The 22,964-nt window shown below is 64.1% G+C and carries 19 protein-coding genes; 13 read left to right on the forward strand and 6 right to left on the reverse strand.

Annotated elements, in window-relative coordinates:
- Window position 1: 1 nt before the first annotated feature.
- Window positions 2-988: a sugar-binding transcriptional regulator gene (locus tag OCL88_RS06955; protein WP_193593594.1), complete on the reverse strand. Its 987-nt coding sequence runs from the start codon at window positions 986-988 to the stop codon at window positions 2-4.
- 120 nt (window positions 989-1,108) lie between these two features.
- Here OCL88_RS06955 and OCL88_RS06960 point away from each other — a divergent pair, with 120 nt between their 5' ends.
- The 8 genes from OCL88_RS06960 (at window position 1,109) to holA (ending at window position 12,888) form a co-directional block, all read left to right on the forward strand.
- Complete coding sequence (locus OCL88_RS06960; RefSeq protein WP_264962024.1) at window positions 1,109-2,896, forward strand: glycerol-3-phosphate dehydrogenase/oxidase; 1,788 nt, start codon at window positions 1,109-1,111, stop codon at window positions 2,894-2,896.
- A gap of 92 nt (window positions 2,897-2,988) precedes the next feature.
- A complete protein-coding gene (locus tag OCL88_RS06965; RefSeq protein WP_021470582.1) occupies window positions 2,989-3,741 on the forward strand; it encodes an MIP/aquaporin family protein in 753 nt (250 codons plus the stop codon).
- A gap of 62 nt (window positions 3,742-3,803) precedes the next feature.
- On the forward strand, window positions 3,804-5,318 hold the full coding sequence (glpK, locus tag OCL88_RS06970; RefSeq protein WP_021470581.1) for a glycerol kinase GlpK: 1,515 nt from the start codon (window positions 3,804-3,806) through the stop codon (window positions 5,316-5,318).
- Window positions 5,319-5,619: 301 nt separating this feature from the next.
- Window positions 5,620-8,148 (forward strand): leucine--tRNA ligase, encoded by a 2,529-nt coding sequence (gene leuS, locus OCL88_RS06975; protein ID WP_193593597.1) that lies wholly within the window; start codon window positions 5,620-5,622, stop codon window positions 8,146-8,148.
- A gap of 77 nt (window positions 8,149-8,225) precedes the next feature.
- The gene (locus OCL88_RS06980) at window positions 8,226-9,209 is read left to right on the forward strand and encodes a DegV family protein (RefSeq protein WP_031215966.1); all 984 of its coding nucleotides are present in this window, start codon (window positions 8,226-8,228) and stop codon (window positions 9,207-9,209) included.
- Between the two features lie 64 nt (window positions 9,210-9,273).
- Window positions 9,274-10,152 carry a ComEA family DNA-binding protein gene (locus OCL88_RS06985; RefSeq protein WP_264962025.1) on the forward strand — a complete coding sequence of 293 codons (879 nt, stop codon included), beginning with the start codon at window positions 9,274-9,276 and terminating at the stop codon, window positions 10,150-10,152.
- Window positions 10,145-11,953: a ComEC/Rec2 family competence protein gene (locus OCL88_RS06990; protein ID WP_264962026.1), complete on the forward strand. Its 1,809-nt coding sequence runs from the start codon at window positions 10,145-10,147 to the stop codon at window positions 11,951-11,953. The genes OCL88_RS06985 and OCL88_RS06990 overlap by 8 nt, the downstream gene beginning before the upstream one ends.
- Window positions 11,854-12,888, forward strand: a complete 1,035-nt coding sequence (gene holA / locus OCL88_RS06995; protein ID WP_166184402.1) for a DNA polymerase III subunit delta — start codon at window positions 11,854-11,856, stop codon at window positions 12,886-12,888. The genes OCL88_RS06990 and holA overlap by 100 nt, the downstream gene beginning before the upstream one ends.
- A 105-nt stretch (window positions 12,889-12,993) precedes the next feature.
- On the opposite strand, the gene rpsT is transcribed toward holA, so the two are convergent.
- Together rpsT and OCL88_RS07005 are read right to left on the reverse strand one after the other, a co-directional pair.
- Window positions 12,994-13,254 (reverse strand): 30S ribosomal protein S20, encoded by a 261-nt coding sequence (gene rpsT, locus OCL88_RS07000; RefSeq protein ID WP_021470575.1) that lies wholly within the window; start codon window positions 13,252-13,254, stop codon window positions 12,994-12,996.
- Window positions 13,255-13,421: 167 nt separating this feature from the next.
- Window positions 13,422-13,970, reverse strand: coding sequence for a type II toxin-antitoxin system PemK/MazF family toxin (locus OCL88_RS07005; protein WP_264962027.1), 549 nt, complete (start codon window positions 13,968-13,970; stop codon window positions 13,422-13,424).
- A 174-nt stretch (window positions 13,971-14,144) separates the two neighbouring features.
- Between OCL88_RS07005 and lepA the strand changes: the two genes are divergently transcribed.
- Both lepA and hemW read left to right on the forward strand, forming a co-directional pair.
- On the forward strand, window positions 14,145-15,998 hold the full coding sequence (gene lepA, locus OCL88_RS07010; protein WP_043426564.1) for a translation elongation factor 4: 1,854 nt from the start codon (window positions 14,145-14,147) through the stop codon (window positions 15,996-15,998).
- Window positions 15,999-17,228 carry a radical SAM family heme chaperone HemW gene (gene hemW, locus OCL88_RS07015; protein ID WP_264962028.1) on the forward strand — a complete coding sequence of 410 codons (1,230 nt, stop codon included), beginning with the start codon at window positions 15,999-16,001 and terminating at the stop codon, window positions 17,226-17,228.
- A gap of 40 nt (window positions 17,229-17,268) precedes the next feature.
- Here the strand turns inward: hemW and OCL88_RS07020 are convergent, their stop codons facing one another.
- Both OCL88_RS07020 and OCL88_RS07025 read right to left on the reverse strand, forming a co-directional pair.
- Entirely contained in the window at window positions 17,269-17,682 is a 414-nt protein-coding gene (locus tag OCL88_RS07020; RefSeq protein WP_021470571.1) for a DUF4870 domain-containing protein, read from the reverse strand.
- A gap of 115 nt (window positions 17,683-17,797) precedes the next feature.
- Window positions 17,798-18,649 carry a DUF3097 domain-containing protein gene (locus tag OCL88_RS07025; protein ID WP_264962087.1) on the reverse strand — a complete coding sequence of 284 codons (852 nt, stop codon included), beginning with the start codon at window positions 18,647-18,649 and terminating at the stop codon, window positions 17,798-17,800.
- Window positions 18,650-18,865: 216 nt separating this feature from the next.
- Between OCL88_RS07025 and hrcA the strand changes: the two genes are divergently transcribed.
- The 3 genes from hrcA to OCL88_RS07040 are packed head-to-tail and all read left to right on the forward strand — an operon-like array spanning window position 18,866 to window position 21,829.
- Window positions 18,866-19,873, forward strand: coding sequence for a heat-inducible transcriptional repressor HrcA (hrcA, locus tag OCL88_RS07030; protein ID WP_193593602.1), 1,008 nt, complete (start codon window positions 18,866-18,868; stop codon window positions 19,871-19,873).
- A 49-nt stretch (window positions 19,874-19,922) separates the two neighbouring features.
- Window positions 19,923-21,050 carry a molecular chaperone DnaJ gene (gene dnaJ / locus OCL88_RS07035; protein WP_021470568.1) on the forward strand — a complete coding sequence of 376 codons (1,128 nt, stop codon included), beginning with the start codon at window positions 19,923-19,925 and terminating at the stop codon, window positions 21,048-21,050.
- 2 nt (window positions 21,051-21,052) lie between these two features.
- The gene (locus OCL88_RS07040; RefSeq protein WP_193593603.1) at window positions 21,053-21,829 is read left to right on the forward strand and encodes a 16S rRNA (uracil(1498)-N(3))-methyltransferase; all 777 of its coding nucleotides are present in this window, start codon (window positions 21,053-21,055) and stop codon (window positions 21,827-21,829) included.
- A gap of 36 nt (window positions 21,830-21,865) precedes the next feature.
- Here OCL88_RS07040 and OCL88_RS07045 read toward each other — a convergent pair whose 3' ends face one another.
- Window positions 21,866-22,897 carry a GerMN domain-containing protein gene (locus OCL88_RS07045; RefSeq protein WP_410868227.1) on the reverse strand — a complete coding sequence of 344 codons (1,032 nt, stop codon included), beginning with the start codon at window positions 22,895-22,897 and terminating at the stop codon, window positions 21,866-21,868.
- Window positions 22,898-22,964 lie beyond the last annotated feature (67 nt).

Consider the following 22,964-nt stretch of genomic DNA (forward strand, 5'->3'; position numbering starts at 1 on the left):
TCTACCTATTACCGGCAGGAATACCCGCTGGCTGGCCGGTAAAGCTGACCAGGCGGCGGGCCGAGGCTTCGTCAAGGATCAGGTCCGTGGCCAGGCCCGCGGCCAATGCGCCTTGGAGGCCGTTGATCTTGGAAGCTCCGGACACCACGCAGATCCGGCGACGCACTTGGCGAAGCTGGTCGTGGGTAGGACCTGTTGACCGCTCGTTCAGGGTGATGCCGTCCGAGGAGCCATCGCTCCGGAAGAAGACAGTGGCCACGTCGCCAACGACGTCATCAGCAGCCAGTTCAGCAAGGTCTTGTTCGTCGAGGTAGCCGCCGGCATACACGTGACTGGGATAATCCGAATCCACGGATCCCACGCCGAAGATGGCAATGCTCATCCTCGCCTGCAGGTCCAGGATGCGTTGGACGCTGCGTTCATTCCACATGGCCGTCTTGGTGGCGGCGTGGTCGAAGAAGGCAGGAACCGGAAACTGCTCCACCCGCGCCCCGTAGGCATTGCCGAAACGGCGCATGATGTCGCTGGCATAGGTGATGCCGGTGGTCTGCATGTTTCCCGCACCGTTCAACTGGACCACGATGCTGTCGTGGGTGACTTTCCGGGTCAAGTGCCGGCTGACCGCACTGAGGGTGGCACCCCATGCCACCCCGATGATCGCGTTCGAATCCACCAACGGCCCGATCGTCCTGGCGGCCTGCATTGCCACCCGGTCAAGGGTTTCGGCTTCGTTCAGCGTGTCCAGCACGGGAACCACATGGACATCGACGCCGAACCGGTCCCGGATCTGGCCTTCCAACTCCGGCGCCGTATCGAACGGGCTGCGGATCTGCACCTGTACCAGCCCGGTTTCGCGTGCCGATGACAGCAGCCTCGAGACCGTGGACCGCGAGGTTCTCAGCTCCCGGGCAATGGCGTCCATGGTCAGGTCCTGCAAGTAATACATTTGTGCGGCCCGAAGCGCATCCGAGTGACGTGATCGTCCCATCTCATTTCCTTGCTGCACGTTTGTGCAAATAGCTTGACTCCATTTTCCACCTTCGCCAGATTAGTGGTGACAGGTGCCGTGACAAAAAGTTGCGCACAAGCCAAGCCCAAGGGAGCAGTTTTGGGACACAACAGGAATTCCGGCCAGTCAGTTGGAACACAGCGACGTGGATCTGCGGCGGCCTTGCAGGAACGGCCGTCAGCGCAGGTCCTCATCATCGGTGGTGGGATCAACGGCGTCGGGACTTTCCGTGATCTGGCACTCCAAGGCGTGGATGTGGCCCTCGTGGAGCGTGGCGACTACTGCCAGGGCGCCAGCGGCGCCTCGTCGCACATGATCCATGGCGGGATCCGCTACCTCGAGAACGGTGAGTTCCGGTTGGTCAAGGAATCTGTCGTGGAGCGGAACCGGTTGCTTCGCATCGCGCCGCACTACGTCAAGCCTTTGCAGACCACCATCCCCATCTTCAGCACGTTCTCCGGAATCCTGGCTGCACCTGTCCGCTTCCTCACCCACAAGCAGGGCAAGCCGAAGGAGCGCGGTGCTTTCCTCATCAAGCTCGGCTTGACCATGTACGACTTCTTCTCCCGTGACGGCGGCACCGTACCGCGCCACCAGTTCCTCGGGCGTGACAAGGCGCTGGCTGAGCTGCCGCGGCTCCGCCAGGACATCAAGTACTCGGCCACCTACTTTGACGCATCGGTCCACAATCCCGAGCGCCTTACCCTTGACGTGCTGCAGGACGGCGAAAAGGCCGGCCTTTCCTCCGGCAAACAGCAGGGCGGAACAGCGAGGGCCAGCAACTACGTCTCGCTTGCAGGCATGGGCCCACACGGCGCCAGGCTCCGGGATGAGCTCTCCGGCGAAGAGTTCGATTTCCAGGCTGACGTCATCGTCAACACGACCGGCGCTTGGGTGGACCTCACCAACCAGGCCATGGGTGCTGCCAGCCGTTTCATGGGCGGTACCAAGGGATCCCACATCGTCCTGGACCATCCTGAGCTCCTGGAAGCCTGCAACGGCCGGGAAATCTTCTTTGAGCACACCGACGGCCGCATTGTCCTGATCTACCCCATGGGCGACCGCGTCCTGGTAGGCACCACCGACGTTGACGCGGACATGGGCGAAGACGCAGTATGCACCGACGCCGAGGTGGACTACTTCTTCGACCTGGTGGGGCATGTGTTCCCGACCATTTCCGTGAACCGCGACCACATCGTCTACAGCTTCTCGGGGGTGCGGCCACTACCGCGGCACGATGAAACGCAGCCCGGCTTCGTGTCCAGGGACTACAGGATCGAACGGAGCGTCCGCACCGGCGATGCCGCAGTGGCCACGCCAGGCGGCAAGGCCGCCGTCGTACTCAGCCTGGTTGGCGGCAAGTGGACTACCTTCCGCGCGCTGGCCGAACACATGACCAACGACGTCCTCCGCGAACTGGGACTGGCACGCAAGATCTCGACGGCGAAGCTCCCCATCGGCGGTGGCGCCGGCTATCCGGCAACGGCCGAAGGCGAGCAGGAGTGGATCAAGAAGCACATGGGACCCGGGCTCGACGCCGGCCGGGTGGAAGGCCTGCTGACCCGCTACGGCACCCGTGCCGAGGACGTCATCGCCTACCTCAAGGCCGGAAATGACGCTCCGCTGCGTTCAACCCGGGAGCTGAGCGTCCGCGAACTCGAATTCATGGCACAGAACGAGCAGGTTGGCCACTTGGTGGATGTGCTCATCCGACGCACTTCCCTGGCGTTCCGGGGGCTGGTCACGGGTGAGCTGCTCAATGAGCTCGCCGCGGTGCTGGCCGGTCCCATGGGATGGGATGAAGCGGCCCAACAAAGCGAAGTACGCCATGCACAGGAGGTCCTGCAGCGTTACCACAGGGTCAACGTACACAGCTTGGTGGACTAAACCCACCATCGGAACGGCACCGGCGACGGTGCCGTTCCAACAGCCTCTTCAACCCGCGAGGAGGCTGACAACAGAAAAATGAGGAGTCAAAGATGTCTCTTGGAATTGTTTTCCTTTCCGAAGTATTCGGAACCATGATGCTGACCCTTCTGGGTTGCGGCGTCGTGGCCAACGTTGCACTCAAAGGCACCAAGGGCAACAACGCTGGATTCTTGATGGTGACGTGGGGCTGGGGTATTGCGGTCTTCGCGGGCGTCTTCGTGGCTGCAAAGTCCGGCGCGCACCTGAACCCTGCAGTCACCCTCGGCCTGCTGGTCAATGGGAAGGGCGAATACGCGCCCGACGTCGCTGTGACCTTCGGTTCCACGCTGACCTACTTCGGCGGCGAACTGCTGGGCGCCTTCCTCGGCGCTGTTGTGTGCTGGCTGGCTTACAAGCAGCACTTCGATGCCGAACCGCTGGCTGCCAACAAGCTGGGCACCTTCTCCACCGGGCCGGCTATCCGCTCCACCCCGTGGAACCTGATCACTGAGATCATCGGCACGTTCGTCCTCGTCTTCGTCATCCTGACCTTCGGCGGCACCCCGTCCGGCCTGGGGCCGTTGGCCGTAGCACTTTTGGTCGTCGGTATCGGTGTATCACTCGGTGGTCCCACGGGCTACGCCATCAACCCGGCCCGTGACCTTGGACCCCGCATCGCGCACGCAATCCTTCCGATCAAGGGCAAGGGCACCAGCGACTGGGCGTATTCGTGGATTCCCGTCGTCGGGCCGCTGGTTGGTGGCGGGCTGGCAGGGCTCGTGGCGCTCTGGGTCCCCGACATCATGCCCGCGATCGCCGGCTAACAATCCGTTCCACACAAGGCTAGAACCCCCTATCAAACAAGAACCAAGACAAGGACGTCACCATGAACCAATACGTCATCGCCATTGACCAGGGCACCACCAGCACCCGCGCCATCGTCTTCGACCACTCCGGCAGCATCGTGTCGTCCGGGCAGATGGAGCACGAGCAGATTTTCCCGCAGGCCGGCTGGGTGGAGCATGACGCCGCTGAAATCTGGAACAACACCCGCGAGGTCATCGGCTCGGCCCTGTCCAAGGCGAACCTGACCCGGCACGACATCGCGGCCGTGGGCATCACCAACCAGCGCGAAACCGCGGTCGTCTGGGACAAGAACACTGGTGAGCCCGTCTACAACGCCATCGTCTGGCAGGACACCCGCACGCAGCCGATCGTGGACGAGCTCGCCAAGGACGGCGGGGGAGACCGCTTCAAACAGAAAGTCGGCCTGCCCCTGGCAACGTACTTCTCCGGCACCAAGATCAAATGGATCCTGGACAACGTCGACGGTGCCCGTGAACGCGCGGAGGCCGGCGACCTGCTGTTCGGCAACACGGACGCATGGGTCCTGTGGAACCTGACCGGCGGCACCGACGGCGGCGTGCACGTCACGGACGTCACCAACGCTTCACGCACGCTTTTCATGGACCTCGAAACGCTGCAATGGGACCAGGAAATCCTGGATATCTTCGGCGTTCCGGCATCCATGATGCCGGCCATCAAGTCCTCCTCCGAGGTCTACGGCCACGTCCACACGTCGCAGTTGCTTCGCGAAACTCCCGTGGCCGGCATCCTCGGTGACCAGCAGGCGGCCACCTTCGGCCAAGCGGCGTTCCAGGCCGGCGAGGCGAAGAATACCTACGGCACCGGTTGCTTCCTCATCTTCAACACGGGTGAGGAAATCGTCCACTCCAAGAACGGGCTGCTCACCACGCTCGGTTACAAGCTTGGCGACCAGAAGCCGCACTATGCGCTGGAAGGTTCCATTGCGGTGACCGGTTCGCTGATCCAGTGGCTGCGCGACAACCTCGGCATGATCAGCTCCGCGCCGCAGGTCGAGGAACTGGCCGCCGCTGTGGAGGACAACGGCGGCGTCTACATTGTTCCTGCGTTCTCGGGCCTCTTCGCGCCGTACTGGCGTGCTGATGCCCGGGGTGCCATCGTGGGCCTGACCCGTTACGCCAACAAGGGCCACATCGCCCGTGCCGCGCTGGAGGCTACGGCTTTCCAGACCCGCGAGGTGCTGGACGCCGTCAACGCAGACTCGGGCGTACCGCTCACCGAGCTGAAGGTCGACGGCGGCATGGTCGCCAACGATGCCCTGATGCAGTTCCAGGCGGATATCCTCGGTGTCCCCGTGGTACGGCCGAAGGTCATCGAGACTACGGCCCTGGGTGCTGCCTACGCCGCCGGCCTGGCAGTCGGTTTCTGGAACGACCTCGGCGAGCTCAGTGCCAACTGGGGCGAGGACAAGCGCTGGGAACCGCAGATGGACAAGGCAGAGCAGGAGAGGCAGTTGCGGCTGTGGAAGAAGGCAGTCACCAAGTCGATGGATTGGGTCGACGAGGACGTTAAGTAAGTAGTACGGAAAGGGGCCGGCAACTACCGCCCGCCGGCTTCGCGGTGCCCACCACACCATGGAGGCAGTCACCGGCCCCTTTCCTGCGAGCCCGCCGTCGCCGCACCAACCGCAGTGGCTTGGTGCGGTAAGGTATGTGTATGCGTGCGAACCTTCTGCTTAGTTAGCCGCCCGGCAGTTACCAGCCGAGCGGCCGCCCCTCCTTTGCTGAGGGGCTTTTGTGTGTCCGGGGCATTTCGGTCCCGGTGCGAGTAACAGCAGCAGGGGACTATTCCGCCATCAAGAACAGAAGAGGGCAGCAGTGAGCGTTCAGCCGGAGACAGAGACCGGAACAGCACAGACAGCCGCAGCCGCGGCGCCTGAAGAAGGCGTCTACAGCTTCGCTGCGATGGAAGCCAAGTGGCCGCAGGTCTGGGAAGACCTCAAGGTGTTCACTCCGGCCGATGACGGCTCCAAGGAACGCCGCTATGTGCTGGACATGTTCCCGTACCCTTCCGGCGACCTTCACATGGGGCATGCTGAGGCGTTTGCGATGGGTGACGTTGTTGCCCGCTACCTGCGTCAAAAGGGCTTCGACGTCCTGCACCCCATCGGCTGGGACTCCTTCGGGCTGCCGGCGGAAAACGCCGCGATCAAGCGCAACGCCCACCCCAGCGAGTGGACCTACGCGAACATCGACACCCAGGCCGCGTCCTTCAAGAGGTACGCCATCTCCGCGGACTGGTCGCGTCGCCTGCACACCTCCGATCCTGAGTACTACCGCTGGACGCAATGGCTGTTCAAGCGTTTCTACGAGCGTGGTCTGGCCTACCGTAAGGACTCGCCGGTCAACTGGTGCCCGAAGGACCTGACCGTCCTGGCGAACGAACAGGTTGTCAACGGAGCCTGTGAGCGCTGCGGTACCGCCGTGACCAAGAAGTCGCTGAACCAGTGGTACTTCAAGATCACCGACTACGCCGACCGCCTGCTCGAGGACATGGACCAGCTCCAAGGCCACTGGCCCGAGCGCGTCCTGGCGATGCAGCGTAACTGGATCGGACGTTCCGAAGGCGCACACGTCCGCTTCGTCATTGAGGCTGCGGACAGCCGCCCGGAACGCGAAGTCACGGTCTTCACCACCCGCCCGGACACCCTGTACGGGGCAACGTTCTTCGTTGTGGCTGCAGACGCCCACCTCGCCCTGGACCTGGTCACCCCTGAGCAGCACGACGAACTCATGGCTTACCGCGAGAAGGTCAAGGCGCTCTCGGAAATCGAACGCCAGTCCACCGAGCGCGAAAAGACCGGCGTGTTCACGGGCCGTTACGCGATCAACCCGCTGAACGGCGAAAAGCTTCCCGTGTGGGCCGCCGACTACGTCCTGGCGGATTACGGCACCGGTGCCATCATGGCCGTCCCTGCCCACGACCAGCGCGACCTCGACTTCGCCAAGGCCTTCAACCTGCCGGTGCGCGCAGTCCTGGACACCGGCGAGGACGATCCCGCCGAAACCGGCATCGCGACGGCCGGCGAGGGGACGCTGAAGAACTCCGGCGACCTTGACGGCCTCAGCAAGGCCGAAGCAATTCCCGCGGCCATCGAGGTCCTGGAGAAACTGGGTACCGGCGAGAAATTCGTCAACTTCCGCCTGCGTGACTGGCTGTTGAGCCGCCAGCGTTTCTGGGGCACGCCCATCCCGATCATCCATTGCGGTGAGTGCGGCGAGGTGCCCGTTCCGGACGATCAGCTTCCCGTCACCCTGCCTTCGGATCTCCGCGGCGAGGCACTGGCGCCGAAGGGCACCTCGCCCTTGGCCGCCGCCGTCGAATGGGTCAACGTCGAATGCCCCAACTGCGGCCGCGCAGCCCAGCGGGATACGGACACCATGGACACGTTCGTCGATTCCTCGTGGTACTTCCTGCGTTTCGTGTCTCCGGATTACACCGAAGGTCCGTTCGATCCCGCAAAGATCAACGACTGGATGCCCGTCGGTCAGTATGTGGGCGGCGTGGAGCACGCGATCCTGCACCTGCTCTACGCCCGCTTCTTCACCAAGGTCATCAAGGACATGGGCCTGATTGAAACCAACGAGCCATTCAGCGCCTTGCTCAACCAGGGCCAGGTGCTCAACGGCGGCAAAGCCATGAGCAAGTCCCTCGGCAACGGCGTGGACCTGGGCGAACAGCTGGACAAGTTCGGCGTGGACGCCGTCCGGCTCACCATGGTGTTCGCCTCCCCACCGGAAGACGACGTCGACTGGGCTGACGTTTCACCGTCCGGCTCGGGCAAGTTCCTGGCACGCGCCTGGCGCCTTGGCCAGGACGTCACCAGCGAGCCCGGAACGGATCCCGCCACCGGTGACCGGGCCCTGCGCACTGTCACGCACAAGACCATCGCTGACGCTGCCGAGCTGCTGGACAACAACAAATTCAACGTTGTGGTGGCCCGCCTCATGGAGTTGGTCAACGCCACCCGGAAGACCATCGACTCCGGCGCAGGCGGAGCCGACCCCGCTGTCCGCGAAGCCGTGGAAGCGGTGGCAGTGATCCTGAGCCTCTTTGCCCCGTACACGGCAGAGGACCTGTGGAGCGCCCTCGGGCACCCCGCCTCGGTAGCCAACGCCGGATGGCCCAAGCATGACGATGCGCTCCTCGTCCAGGAAACCGTGACTGCCGTGGTGCAGGTCCAGGGCAAGGTACGCGACCGCCTCGAAGTTTCTCCGGACATCTCCGAGGATGAACTCCGGGAGTTGGCGTTGGCTTCTGAAAACGTCCAGCGTGCAATGGACGGCCGTGGCATCCGCACGGTCATCGTCAGGGCGCCTAAACTGGTGAACATCGTTCCGGCCTGACAATCGTTCAGGTTTTTGGACATTGCGGCCGCCGGCTCCGATTGCCGGCGGCCGCGCACCGTTAAAAGGAGGTCCGGGTGCCGGATCGAGAACCGCCCGCCTGGATGTGGCTGAAAGAGCGCCTCTCCCGCCTGCGGCTGCCTACTGTGCCTGTGCCGGTCGCGCAAGACCCGGGTGCCGCCGTCGTGCGCACAGCAGTGGTGACTGATTCCGCGGCGGCACTGCCGGCGGACTGGGTTTCCGCGTTTGCCGCCGATGGCCGCCTCGCCGTGGTCCCCATGCCGGTGATGGTGGGGGAGGAGATCTACGGTGAGGGTGAGGACGACATCATGCAGACCCTCGCGGTCGCCCTCGCCTCCGGATCCCCGGTGAAAACATCCCGGCCTTCGCCCGGCCAGTTTGAGCAAGCCTATGCGGCCGCCAAGCGACGTGGCTTTGAAGCCGTGGTGTCGGTGCACATCTCCGCCGAACTCTCCGGCACGGTAGACGCCGCCCGGCTTGCGGCCGAACGGGTGGACATCCCCGTCGAGGTGCTGGACTCCCGGACCGTCGGCATGGCACAGGGCATGGGAGTGCAAAGTGCCGTTGTTGCTGCCGCTGCCGGTCAGTCGGCCGAGGAGGTGCGCGCGTTCGCTGAACGGCGCCTGGAGCGCACACGGGTCTATTTCTACGTTCCCAGCCTCGAACAACTGCGGCGTGGCGGCCGCATTGGGGCCGCGGCGTCCCTGCTGGGGACGGTCTTCTCCATCAAACCGATCCTGGCGGTCGACGACGGCAGGATCGTTCCGCTGGAAAAGGTGAGGTCCGCGGTCCGGGCTGTAGCCCGGCTCGAGGAAATCGTGGCCGCGGATATTGCCACACGACCGACCGGTCAGGCCAGGTTGGCGGTGCATCACTTCGGAAACCCCGGGGAAGCGGAGTCCTTGGCGGCGCGGCTTGCCGAAAGATGCCCCGAATGCCCGCCTGCGCAGATCAGTTCCCTGCCGGCTGTCCTCGCGGCACACGCCGGCCTGGGGGTCCTGGCCGTCATTGTGGGAGAGAGCAGTACGCCCGGCAACTGATGGGTTTTCCACATAGCCTGATACGCCCAGCAGGGGAGTGCTGAGCCGACCCTAGGCTTGCTGTATGCCACGCCGGAAAAGGGACGCGTCCACGGACGCTGCAGCCGAGGCATTCCGGCACCGGCTCTCCCGGCACGTCGGGCCGGGAACCAGCGACGAGGCCCCGCCGGGTACGCGCGGCGAGGCCCTGTTGACCTTTGCGGAGCCTGACTCGGAGGGCCCCGGAGAAGAGTCGGCCCCGCCGTCCCGGATACGGTTCCGCACCTCGCGGCGGGTGGCGCTCCTGGTTGCCGGCGCCTGCCTGATGTTGCTCGTCGTGCTGATGTGGCAGGCCTCGGCAGAACGGACCACCAGCACGCCCCTTGAATCAGCTGGAAGCATCACGGACGGCGCCGGACAGCCCGTGGCAGATGAAAACGCTGCGCCCACCACGGCGCCCGCGGGTGGGGGCCCCAAGGTCACCGTGCATGTCGCCGGAGCCGTCAACAGGCCAGGAGTCGTGTCCTTGCCTGAGGGAAGCCGGGTGTTCGAAGCCCTGGCGGCGGCAGGGGGAGCCACGCCCGAGGCTGCCACGGACGCTCTGAACCTTGCGGAGCTGGTTGCCGACGGCGCGAAAATTACGGTACCGGTGGCAGGGGCCGTGTCCCACATCCCCGAATCTGCGGTGGGGTCCCGTAGTGCTTCCGGCGGCGGCGGTTCCAACAGCGACGGCTCCGGCAGCGACGGTTCCGGCGCGTCAGGTGGCAAGATCAACGTCAACACGGCGTCGGTGGAAGAACTCTCCACCCTTCCGCGCGTTGGGCCGGTCATGGCGCAACGGATCGTCGCGTGGCGGAAAGACCACGGACCGTTCCTGTCCGTTGATGACCTGGACGCCGTGGACGGTATTGGTCCCAAGCTGATGGAGTCACTGCGGCCCCTTGTGACGGTGCGAGGTGGCTGAGAGTAGCGACCACGGCGATGACGGGCGCCTCGACGTTCGCCTGGTTCCGGCTGTCATCGTGGTCTGGGCGACCGCGCTGGCCGGGACCACCTTCCTGCGGGAATCGGGGGCCGCCCTCACGGCCTTGCTGTCGGCAGGGGCTGCTGCGTTGTTGCTGGCAGGTCCGGTTCGCAGGAAGGCCGGGGGAATGCGCGGGAAGCAAGCCGGCCGGGGCCGGTCGCTCCCCGTCACCCTCGCGGTTGCTTGCCTCCTTGGTGCTGCGGTTGCCCTCCACTGCACGGTGGACGCGGCAAAGCGTGAATCCGGGCCGTTGGCTGCTGCCGTCAGCGAGGGGAGCCCTGTGGTCATCCAAGTACGGGTGGCCGGGATTCCGGCGCCTGTTCCTGCGCCGGGTGGCAGCGGCGAGGGGCGTTGGATGGTGCAGGCTGAACTTGAGAACCTCACAGCGCACGGCAGCAAAGTCAGCGGAACCGCCACACTTACGGTCCTGGGGAATGATGCGTGGAAAGATGTCAGGCCGGGTCAATCCGTCAGGACAACGGGGATTCCCAAGGAGCCAAGGCCCGGAGAGCCCGATGCTGCCACGCTGTCAGCATCCACCGGTCCCACTCAGGTGGGTACGGCGTTTGATCCCAAGGAGTCGGCAGCCCGGGCAAGGGAACGGTTCAGCCAGTCCGCCGCGGAGTTGCTGGAACCGGACCCGGCGGGGCTGCTGCCGGGAATGGTGGTCGGGGACACCAGTACCCTGCCCGCGAGCCTGAAAGCAGCGATGGAAACCTGCGGGATGACACATTTAACGGCTGTAAGCGGTTCCAATTGCTCATTGATTTTGGCCGGCTTTATCCTGCTTGCCCGTTCGCTGCGGCTGTCACGGCCTCTGGCAGCCATAGCCGCTGTTCTGGGCCTGGCGGCATTTGTCCTCCTGGTGGGACCTGATCCGAGTGTTCTGCGGGCGTCAGTGATGGGCTTCGTGGGCCTGGTGGCCCTCACGACGGGCCAACGTGGGAGGTCATTGTCGTTCCTTTGCCTCGCGACCACCGCCCTTCTCTTGATCAGCCCGGGCCTGGCGGTCAGCTTCGGATTTCTTCTGTCCGTCCTTGCCACCTTGGGCATCGTGTTGCTGGCCCGGCGCCTGACGTCGTGGTTTCCCCCTTGGGTGCCCCGGTGGCTGGCGGCGGGAGTGTCCGTTCCGTTGTCCGCCCAGCTGGCGTGTGGGCCCGTGATCGTCCTCGTTCAACCGCAGCTGTCGCCGTACGCCCTCTCGGCAAATGTTGTGGCCGGAATTTTCGTGGCGCCAGTGACCATCCTCGGGACGTTGGCCGTCCCTGTTTCAGCACTGGTTCCGGGGCTGGCGCCCGTCCTCTTCTTCGTAGCCGGGAACGCCGCGGCCGCCGTAGCGGCAACAGCCCGGTACTTTGCCGGCCTGCCCGGTTCCGGTCTGCCATGGGCAGACGGCCCGGTGGGCGTCAGTGCCATGGTGCTCTTGTCGGCTCTTACCCTCTTGGGGACGTGGGCTGCGCTTCATCCGACCGGCGTCATGGTGGGTGTGCGTGGTCTTCATCAACGCCTTGTGCGGAGTCTGCAGGATCGGGAGGTGCGCAATGGTGCCCGCCCTGGCGGTTCCATCACGTTCCATAGGAAGCGCCGGAGCAAACATGGCAGACTTGAATCCTGCAAACATCCCTCCGGAAGGAACCCCCAGTGGCTGCTGCCCAAAATTCCCGGACCAAGAGCGAGGCCCGGGCCAAGGGCGCTGCGGCGAATAGCGTCGGCTGGCGTGACGCGTCGCCCGCCCCGGTAGTCCTCGTCACAGGGCCCGAGGAGTACTTGGGAATTCGTGCCATGGACCGTATCCGCGCCGAAGTGCGTTCGGCCACCCCGGATGTTGAGCTCACCAAACTCAATGCGGCTTCCTATGAGGCCGGTTCCTTGGCCATGACTGTCGCTCCGTCGCTTTTTGGCGAGGGGAAATTGGTGGAGGTGGAGGGCCTGGAATCCATGAACGACGCTTTCCTGGCCGATGCCATCAAGTACCTTGCACAGCCGGAAGATGATGTGGTCCTGGTCCTTCGCCATGCCGGCGGAGTCCGGGGGAAGAAGCTCCTGGATGCCGTTAAGGCGGGGGGCTGGCCGGTCGTCGATTGCCAGCCCCTGAAGAAGGACGCGGACAAGACGTCCTTCGTGGTTGCAGAGTTCAAGGCGTCCGGGCGGAGGATCCAGGGTGACGCGGTCCAGGCATTGGTCAACGCCGTGGGAGCCAACCTCTCCGAGCTTGCCGCGGCATGCAGCCAATTGATCGCTGACGCCACCACGGCCGTCACCGCTGAGACGGTGGATCGCTATTACGGGGGCCGGGTGGAGGCCACGGCCTTCAAGGTTGCAGACGCGGCTATGAGTGGGAACGGACCACTGGCCCTCTCCACCCTCCGTCACGCGTTGTCCACCGGCGTGGACCCGGTTCCCTTGGTGGCAGCGCTGGCGGCGAAGCTGCGGACACTTGCCAAGGTCGCGGGCGCCAGGGGGTCTTCGGCGTCCATTGCCAAGAATCTCGGAATGCAGCCTTGGTTGGTGGAGCAGGCGCAGCGGGATGTCCGCCGCTGGACTCCCGAGGGGCTGATTCGTTCCATCCAGGTCATCGCCGAAGCAGATGCCCAGGTAAAGGGCCTCTCCCGCGATCCCGTTTATGCCGTGGAGCACGCCGTGACAGTGATTGCGACGTCCGCCCAACGGCGGTAGCAGAAAGTGGGCCGGCACTCAGGGGCCCACGATGGCGCTTAAAGCCAGGAGGCCGGCACCCTGGGGTGCCGGCCTCCTGTTCAGCTCAGTCGAACGGGAAAAACCTTAGAGTGCGTTGACCTTCTTGGAGATCGCCGACTTGCGGTTTGCAGCGTTGTTCTTGTGAATAACGCCCTTGCTGACAGCCTTATCCAGCTTACGGCTGGCAGCAACAAGTGCAGTTGCAGCAGCATCCTTGTCAGCAGACGCAACGGCGGTGTTGACGGCGCGGATGGCCGTCTTCAGCTCGGACTTGACGGCGTTGTTACGCAGGCGAGCCTTCTCGTTGGTGAGGATGCGCTTCTTCTGGGACTTGATATTAGCCACGTATGAACTCTCTTTTTAATGCGGAAATGGTCTAGAGGGTTGTCAGGTTGGCCATCGACTGAGCGGCGTGGGGATGCCTATGGCAGCCAACCATGTATGGCCGTCGACCTGCACGGACACACAGCTATAAAGGATAGCAGAAAGACCATCGTGGCAGGAACTATCGCTCAACGCCGCAGAGATGAGTCCGCAAGGGCCCTGATGACTTCCTGGAAAGCCTGCCGGCCGAGCACCGCCCCTTCGCGTCGGATGGCGTTCGGATCCAGCCGGATGACCCTGTCCAGCTTGACCTCGCTGGGCCGGCCCTGACGGTCCCACGGACCCTTGCCGACATCGACGTAATCGTCGGCGCGCGCTCCGTTGTCATGGTCCTTGGAAGTCAGCATGAGTCCGAGGAGCCATTGGCCGTCACGCCCCACCAGGAGAACCGGGCGGTCCTTGCCGCGGGAGTGGTCTTCCTCATAGGGCACCCAACTCCACACGATCTCCCCCGGATCAGGCTTGCCGTCAGGCTTGGGGGAGTAGCTGGCGCGCACGCTTCCGCGGTAGTCGCCGGGGTAGGTCCCGGTTTTAGGCACGACGTCGGATGGCCGGGTTGCTTGCCGGGTCCCGCCTGGCCGGGGACGGGGAGGAGTCGCCGTCCTGCTTGGGGTGCCACCCAATGCCCTCAAGGATCGCAGGAGTGCTTTGCCGAGTGGTCGTAAGTCCAGAGCCATAGGACCAAGCTACCGTCCCCATCCCCGCCGGATAGTGATGGCCCCGCCCTGCCCTGATGTACGGGGAACGGCTGGTTCATGGGACACTGGAGGATCAGATGTGCGGTATCTCCTCAGCTGGCCCCTGCCCGGCTTGCGGAACTGCCGCTTGAATGCCGACAGTTAGGACCCTGCGTGTCTCCCATGGCCCGCACCGCACCGGTGCCCGCCGCAACAGATCCGGCCATCATCCGGAACTTCTGCATCATTGCCCATATCGACCACGGTAAGTCCACCTTGGCCGACCGCATGCTGCAGTACACCGGCGTCGTTCAACAGCGCGACATGAAAGCCCAGTATCTGGACCGCATGGACATCGAGCGTGAGCGCGGCATCACCATCAAGTCACAGGCCGTCCGCATGCCCTGGGAGGTTGACGGCACGGCCTATGCCCTGAACATGATCGACACCCCGGGCCACGTGGACTTCACGTATGAGGTATCCCGCTCCCTGGCAGCCTGCGAGGGAGCAGTGCTGCTGGTTGACGCTGCCCAAGGTATCGAAGCCCAGACCCTGGCCAACCTCTACCTGGCTATGGAGAACAACCTCACCATCATTCCGGTGCTGAACAAGATCGACCTCCCCGCTGCGCAACCGGAGAAGTACGCGGCTGAGCTTGCCAACCTCATCGGTGGAGATCCGGAAGATGTCCTCAAGGTTTCCGGTAAGACGGGCGTAGGCGTCGAGGCTCTGCTGGACAAGATCGTCCGCGACCTTCCGGCACCTGTTGGCAATCCGGACGCTCCCGCGCGTGCCATGATCTTTGATTCGGTCTATGACACGTACCGTGGCGTGGTCACCTATGTCCGCGTGGTGGATGGCAAGCTCCACCCCCGCGAACGCATCCAGATGATGTCTACCCGTGCAACCCACGAACTCCTCGAAATCGGCGTGAGTTCTCCTGAGCCCACCCCGTCGAAGGGTTTGGGCGTTGGTGAGGTGGGATACCTCATCACCGGCGTGAAGGATGTCCGCCAGTCCAAGGTTGGCGATACTGTCACCAACCAGGCCAAACCGGCCTCGGAATCGCTCAGCGGGTACGCCGATGCGAAGCCGATGGTCTTCTCCGGCCTCTACCCCTTGGACGGCACGGACTACCCGGTACTCCGCGACGCCTTGGAAAAGCTCATGCTCAATGACGCCGCCCTGGTCTACGAGCCTGAGACGTCAGCTGCGCTGGGCTTCGGTTTCCGCGTCGGCTTCCTCGGTTTGCTGCACCTCGAGATCACGCGCGAACGTTTGGAACGCGAGTACAACCTCGACCTCATCTCTACTGCTCCCAACGTGGAGTATGAGGTCACCTTGGAAGACAAGCGGGTTGTCCACGTCACCAACCCCAGCGAGTACCCCACGGGCAAGATCGCCGAGGTCCGCGAACCGATGGTCTCCGCTACCGTCCTGGCACCCAACGAGTTCGTCGGCGCCATCATGGAGCTGTGCCAGAGCCGCCGCGGCCAGATGAAGGGCATGGACTACCTGTCCGAGGACCGTGTCGAACTCCGTTACTGGATCCCGCTGGCCGAGATCGTGTTCGACTTCTTCGATCTCCTGAAGTCCAAGACGCGCGGGTACGCCTCGCTGGACTGGAAGGCCGACGGCGAGCAAGTGGCCGACCTCGTCAAGGTGGACATCCTGCTTCAAGGTGAACAAGTGGACGCGTTCAGTGCCATCACGCACCGCGACAAGGCCTATTCCTATGGTGTGATGATGACCGGGAAGCTCCGCGAGCTCATTCCCCGGCAGCAGTTCGAGGTGCCCATCCAGGCTGCCATTGGCTCCCGCATCATCGCCCGCGAGAGCATCCGGGCCATCCGCAAGGACGTTCTTGCCAAGTGCTACGGCGGTGACATCACCCGTAAGCGCAAACTGCTGGAAAAGCAGAAGGAAGGCAAGAAGCGCATGAAGATGGTGGGTCGCGTCGAGGTGCCGCAGGAAGCCTTCATCGCTGCCCTCACCACTGACGAGTCGAAGGACAAGGCAAAGAAGTAAATGCCAAGCGTCCTGCCTTTGGGCGACCCGGCACCTGCTGACGGCTTGCTGCCGTCGCAGGTGCTCGCCGACGTCGGACGCCGGAAGTTCGGCTTGTACGTCCACATACCGTTCTGCGCGGTGCGGTGCGGCTACTGCGATTTCAACACCTACACCGCCACTGAGCTGGGCGGGGGAGCCTCACAAGCTGCCTACTCAGGTACCGCAGCGTCGGAGGTCGACTTCGCCGCAAAAGTGCTTGAGGATTCAGGCCTGCCGCGGCGTCCCATGAGTACCGTTTTCTTTGGCGGTGGCACGCCCACGCTGCTGCCGGCCGAAGACCTCGCGGAGATACTGCGGACCGCAGTGGGGCATTGGGGACTGGAAGACGGCGCTGAGGTCACCACGGAGGCCAACCCGGATTCGGTAACCCGTGAGTCGCTGCAGGTCCTCAAGGACGCCGGCTTCACCCGCGTCTCCTTTGGCATGCAGTCGGCAGTCCCGCACGTCCTCAAGGTACTGGACCGGACCCACACGCCCAGCCGCGTCCCCCAGGTTGTCCAGTGGGCCCGGGAAGCAGGGCTGGCCGTCAGCCTCGACCTGATTTACGGGACGCCGGGGGAGTCCATGGCTGACTGGCGGGAGTCGTTGGAGACCGCGCTCTCCTACGAGCCCGACCACGTCAGCGCCTACGCCTTGATCGTGGAGGAGGGGACCAAGCTTGCCGCCCAGATCCGCCGCGGCGAAGTGCCCGGCATCGACGACGACGACCACGCCGCCAAGTATGAACTTGCCGACCAGCTGATCTCGGAAGCCGGCCTGGGCTGGTATGAGGTCAGCAACTGGGCCAGGACACCGGAACAGGCTTGCCGCCACAACCTGGCGTACTGGCGCGGCGACGACTGGTGGGGTATCGGCCCCGGAGCGCATTCCCATGTGGGCGGCGTCCGGTGGTGGAACGTCAAGCACCCCGCTGCCTATGCTTCCCGCCTGGTGGCCGGAGAATCTCCGGCTGCGGGCAGGGAAACGCTCGACGCCGGAACACGGGATGTGGAGCGGATCATGCTGGAGGCGCGGCTTGTGTCGGGCCTGGCCATAGATGGCTTGGACAAGGACGGCAGGCGTGCTGTGGCGGGTTTGATAGCCGATGGCCTGGCCGAACCTGCTGCGGCCTTCCAAGGACGCTTGGTGTTGACCCTTAAGGGACGTTTGTTGGCCGATGCGGTAGTGCGGCGCATCCTGCCGGACTGACTTACGGAAGATCGGCCCTGCGGAAAGATCGGCGTCGCCGCTACTTGATCCAGCGAAGGTTGAAGCGGTAGCGGTGCGGCTGGCCGTGGTTCACGCGGATGCCGGCGGAGACGGAGAAGCACGTCAGTGCCACCCAGATTGCCGTGGCGATGACGGCAAAGATGTTCCCCACAACCGGTAGCAGCACGAGGATGTTCGCTACGGCCGCTGCAATGGTGGGCGGCAGCGTGAAGTTGAGCGCTTCCTTGGATTCCTGCGCTGTAAAGGGACCCCTGTCGCGGAAAATCAAGTAAATCAGCAGCGAGGGAAGGCACCCGAGGATTCCACCGAAGTGCGCCAGGGTTGCCCACTGGCGGTCCTCGCTGGCTGTGAGAGGGAGTGCGTTTGCAGGCGCGCCATGGTACTGGGGCTGACCTGCGGCCCTGCCCGGTTCTTCTGGGGCGTTCTCTGACACGTTGGTTCCCTTTGCTTTAAAAAATGCTGCGGTGTTGCTGTCCCAGAATATAGGGTCCGGGGCTGTTCCGGGACCAACCCGCCGCCCGCCGCCGTCGGACGCCCAGGCGCTGGAGTCAGGGCACGGTGAGGAAGTCGATGACTTCCTCCACGCGGCCCAGGAGGGATGCTTCAAGGTCGGCGTAGGTGCGGACCGCGCCCAAAAGGCGCTGCCAGCCGAGTCCGATGTCCTCCGCAGTCTCGTGCGGCCAGCCAAAAGCACGCAGGATCCCCGTCTTCCAGTCCGTACCGCGGGGAACATCGGGCCATTGGGCGATGCCAAGGACCTTGGGCCGGATCGCCTGCCAGACATCTACGTAGGGGTGTCCCACGATCAGGACGTTGCCGGCAGCGCCCGGCAAAGTCATCGCTTCGGCGGCGATCCGCGATTCCTTGGAGCCGGCTACGAGGTGGTCCACGAGGATTCCCAGCTTGCGCCCCGGGCCGGGGTTGAAGGCTGCTATCGCGGCTTTGAGGTCATCCACCCCGTGCAGGGGCTCGACGACGATGCCCTCCACGCGGAGGTCGTCACCCCATACTTTTTCCACGAGTTCCGCATCGTGCTTGCCCTCCACCCAGATACGGCTCGCTTTGGCCACCTGGGCGCGTTGGCCACTGACGCGCACGGAACCCGAGGCTGTCCGTGTGGGGGAGGCTGCAGTGGCGGGTGCCTTGGGCGCGGGAGGCAGGAGCCGGATGGGCTGACCTTCCAGCAGGAAGCCGAAGCCCAGCTGGAAGGACTTGGTTTTTCCGCGCCGGTCTTCGAGGGCTACGATGTGCATCCCGCCGGACTTTTCCACGCGGGTGACCGCACCCACCCAACCGGATTGGGCATCCTCCAGCACCATCCCGCGTTGCACGGGTACCTCCGGTAGCCGGCGTTGGGCAGGAGCGGTCAGGTCCTGTGGACCCCAGGTGTCATAAGCCAAGGAATGACCTAACTCTTCGGGCTTGGACGGCTGCCGGGCCGCAGTCGCCGCCGGGCCTGCCATGGATGTCTGCGCGGGCGGTTTCAATGCTAGCAACGCGGTGGCCCATACTAGACTTGTTAGCACTTGGGCATGTCGAGTGCTAAGCAAAAGGGTCAGCTGAAGGTCCCTCGTGCATCAGTGCATGGGCCGGATGGTCTGTCAGGAGGTGTTGGAATGAGTGAGCCACGCAAACTCGAAGTTCTGCGTGCCATTGTTGAGGACTACGTACATTCGCGGGAGCCTGTTGGTTCCAAGGCCCTGGTAGAACGCCACCACCTGGGCGTATCCAGTGCGACCATCCGCAACGACATGGCGGTGCTTGAAGAAGAGGGGCTGATCGCAGCACCACACACCAGCGCCGGCCGTATTCCGACGGACAAGGGCTACCGCCTGTTCGTGGACCGGATCTCCCAGGTTAAGCCCCTGTCGGCCGCTGAGCGTCGTGCCATCCACTCCCTGCTTGAGGGTCCGGATGATATTGACGACATCCTTGAGCGGACCGTCAGGCTCCTGTCGCAGCTGACCAACCAGGTCGCCGTCGTGCAGTATCCGCACTCCAAGCGCGCCGTGGTGCGCCATGTGGAGTTCGTCCTCCTCGGGCCAAAGCAAGTGCTCGTGGTGCTGATTGCCGACACTGGAAGCGTTGGGCAGAAGGTCATCGATGCCGGTGCCGACGTTGCCAACGAGGCCCTCATGGCGCTGCGTTCACGCTTCCTGGGCAGCATCGCAGGCACGCAGATGGACCTCCTTCCACAGGTCTTGCCGTCCGTGGTGGCGTTGTGCCCGCCGGAGCTGCGGGGACTCGCCCAGATGCTGGCCAACGGACTCCAGGCCCTCAGCGATACCAGCAAGGAAGAGCGGATCCTGATGGCCGGCACGGCCAACCTCGCCCGTTCCAACGTGGACTTCCCCCTGAGCATAGGACCCGTGCTGGAGGCCCTTGAGGAACAAGTTGTCATGCTCCGGTTGTTGTCGGACATGGGGGATGATCCGCGCGGCGTGACGGTGAGCATCGGCCGGGAAAATCCCTACGACGGCCTGGCCGAGGCCTCCGTGGTGGCTACCGGCTACGGTTCCGGCGCCAAGGTTGGAATCCTCGGTCCCACCCGTATGGACTACCCCACCACCATGGCGGCAGTCCGCGCCGTAGCGCGCTACCTTTCCCGAATTCTCGGCGGCTGAAACCGGCCGTCACCAAAGACCGCAGTACAACAAGGAAGAGATACCGACTTTGAGCAGCCACTATGACGTTTTGGGAGTCTCGCCGGAAGCCACCGGGGAAGAGATCAAAAAGGCGTACCGCAAGTTGGCGCGCAAGCTCCACCCGGATGTGAATCCGGGGGAGGATGTCGCCGAACGCTTCAAGGCCGTGACCCACGCTTACGAAGTCCTGTCAGACCCGCAAAAACGCAGGGTGTACGACGCCACGGGCAATGAAAACGGAACGGACAACGGATTCGGCGGCGGCTATTCCGGGCAAGGCTTTGCCTTCCAGGACATTTTCGACACCTTCTTCGGCGGGGGCGGGGGTCACGGAGGTCCCGCGTCCCGCGTGCGTCGTGGCCAGGACGCCCTCATCAGCGTGCGCATTGATCTCAAGGACGCCGTGTTCGGCGTCAACAAGAAGCTCGAAGTGGACACGGCTGTTGTGTGCCCCACCTGTGACGGCAGCTGCTGCCGTCCGGGTACCCACCCGGAACGTTGTGACATTTGTGGCGGCAGTGGCCAGGTCCAGCGCGCTGTGCGCTCCATTCTGGGCCAGGTCATGACCACCGCGCCCTGCGGATCCTGTGAAGGATTCGGCACCATCATCAAGGATCCCTGCAACGAGTGCAGTGGCCAGGGCAGGATCCGCAGCCGCCGGTCCCTCACCATCAAAGTACCCGCCGGTGTGGCCACGGGGACCCGTATCCAGCTGTCCGGCCAGGGCGAGGCAGGCCCCGCCGGTGGTCCGGCAGGCGACCTGTACGTGGAGATCCGCGTCAACAGCGATTCCACCTATATCCGCGAAGGGGACGATCTCCACGCCACGCTAAGTGTACCCATGACTGCAGCCGCCCTGGGCACGGAGTTGACCCTGGAGACCTTCGACGGTCCGCAGGAGATCGATGTGAAGGCCGGTACGCAGTCCGGCGAGATCATCACCCTGCGCGGGCTCGGCGTGACGCATCTTCGCGGTTACGGCCGCGGCGACCTCAAAGTGCACCTGCACGTGGAGACGCCAACCAAGCTGGACGCCGCCCAGGAAGACCTGCTCCGTCAACTCGCCAAACTCCGCGGAGAACAGTTCACGGACGGGAAGCTCGTTGCCAGCGGCGGGATGTTCGCAAAGCTGCGGGACAAGCTCGGTAACCTGTAGCGGTGAGCAACCCCGTATTCTTCGCCCCCACCGGCAGCCTTGACGGATTGGTGTCCGGGTCCGTCTTTGTCCTGGAGGGCCCGGAGGCGCGGCACGCCGTGACAGTGAAGCGTCTGTCCGCAGGCGAACCGGTGGATATTTCCGATGGTGCGGGCGCCAGGCTGACGGGTAGGGTCTCCGAGGCAGGGCAAGGCTTGCTGTCCGTGGTTGCGGAAGAAGTAGCCTTTGAGGAACGTCCCGCTGTCCGGTTGGTGCTCGTGCAGGCGCTGGCCAAAGGAGACCGCGACGAACTCGCCATCGAAACGGCTACCGAGCTCGGCATTGATGCTGTGATCCCCTGGCAGGCGGAGCGCTCCATTGTGCGGTGGAAGGGCGATCGCGCCGCGAAAGCGCACGCAAAGTGGCAGTCCGTAGTGACCGCAGCAGCGAAACAAGCACGCCGGGCCTGGATTCCTGAGGTCAGGAACCTGGTGGACACAACAGCCTTGGCCAAAGCGGCAGCCGCGGCGGACCTGGCGGTGATCCTCCACGAGGATGCCAAGAACTCCCTGCGTTCGGTGATTGAGGAGGCCGGGATCCTCGCGGACAGCGGCCCGGACGCCGCGGGGGAAGTCCTCCTGATCGTCGGTCCAGAGGGTGGGATGGCTCCCCGTGAGGTGACCAGGCTCAGCGATGCCGGCGCGGTGACGGCGCTTTTGGGCCACCACGTCTTGCGATCGTCAACGGCCGGACCAGCCGCCGTCGTTCTGTTGAGCGATATCCTGGGCCGCTGGCGCTAGCGGGCGGCGGACCGGCCCAACCACCCGGGCCACGTCTTACTCGACCTTGAAGAGGCGGGTGTCCAGGGTGGTCTCGTCTGCGCGGCCGGATTCATCCACCTGGACAACCCGGAGTTCATACTTGCCGGGCTTCAGCGTGGCCCCAAAGGAGAAAACCCCGTACTGTCCGGGATCTCCGGTCGGCTTCGCCTGGCCGGTGAGCTTGCTGATCCGCGTTCCGGAGCCGTTGTCCTGGAGGATCTGCCAGTTCACGGGCTTTGAACTGTCGGTGCTGCGCCCGTTGAACTTCACCGCACCCGCGGGCACCGAGGCGTCTTCCTGAGGATCGATGATCCACAGCGGCGCTACCAGTGATGCATCACGTGCCATGGGCTGGCCCAGCTTCACCTGCCCGAACGCCATGAAGTCCGTGTGCCCGTCCACCAGGATGACTACCTGGATCTGCTGGCCCGAGTTGATCAGGCCCGAGGAGGACGCCGCCGCCGACGCCGTGTAGACCAGCTGCTGTACGGCTCTTTGGGCCATCCCGGCGTCGAGGTTGGCGTTGAACGCATCCCGGGAGATGTCCACTGTGATGACGTTCTTGCCGGAGATGGAAGTGGCCAGGCTTCCGGGATCCTGCCATGGCGTGAAGAAGTCGTGGTCCAAGGGCTTCTGCGCCATCATGATCCGAAGCGCCGTGGTCACCGGGTTCTCATCGCCGGAGATGTCCCTGAACTCTCGGTACAGGTAGACGTTGTCCTTGCTGCGCCCGATCCAATAGACGGGAATTTTGGTCGAAGCCTGGGTTGTCTCAAGGGGGGCATTGCTGGCGGGAGCGTCCTGGACGCTGATGGGAGGTCCCGAGGTGGCCGGTGTGTTGCCGCCGTTGGCTATGCAGCCCGTCAGCAAAAGGACAGCAAGCATCGCAGGCGCCGCTACTGCGGATTTTCTCCGCCGCTGCGCGCCTTGCTGGTTGTTTGCCGGCTTGGTGATGGGGGTTCCTTGCCTCGCGGCCGACGTTTCCGGGCGGCCGGTAGTGCGTACAGTGTTGTTCCTGCTTCTTCCTGCTTTGTCAGCTTGGCACATGAACGACGGCGTCCTGCCGGCTTTTGGGGGTACCGGGGCAACTGCAACAGGATTGATATCGGCCCGA

Source organism: Paenarthrobacter sp. PAE-2 (genome assembly GCF_026013155.1).
GTDB lineage: Bacteria > Actinomycetota > Actinomycetes > Actinomycetales > Micrococcaceae > Arthrobacter > Arthrobacter ureafaciens.

Excerpts from the sequence above, each read along its gene's own strand:
- hrcA (WP_193593602.1), top strand. The coding sequence starts at position 18,866 with ATGAGTGAGCCACGCAAACTCGAAGTTCTGCGTGCCATTGTTGAGGAC.
- OCL88_RS07005 (WP_264962027.1), bottom strand. The coding sequence starts at position 13,970 with ATGGCTCTGGACTTACGACCACTCGGCAAAGCACTCCTGCGATCCTTG.
- OCL88_RS06985 (WP_264962025.1), top strand. The coding sequence starts at position 9,274 with ATGCCACGCCGGAAAAGGGACGCGTCCACGGACGCTGCAGCCGAGGCA.
- OCL88_RS06955 (WP_193593594.1), bottom strand. The coding sequence starts at position 988 with ATGGGACGATCACGTCACTCGGATGCGCTTCGGGCCGCACAAATGTAT.
- hemW (WP_264962028.1), top strand. The coding sequence starts at position 15,999 with ATGCCAAGCGTCCTGCCTTTGGGCGACCCGGCACCTGCTGACGGCTTG.
- OCL88_RS06965 (WP_021470582.1), top strand. The coding sequence starts at position 2,989 with ATGTCTCTTGGAATTGTTTTCCTTTCCGAAGTATTCGGAACCATGATG.
- glpK (WP_021470581.1), top strand. The coding sequence starts at position 3,804 with ATGAACCAATACGTCATCGCCATTGACCAGGGCACCACCAGCACCCGC.
- OCL88_RS07045 (WP_410868227.1), bottom strand. The coding sequence starts at position 22,897 with ATGTGCCAAGCTGACAAAGCAGGAAGAAGCAGGAACAACACTGTACGC.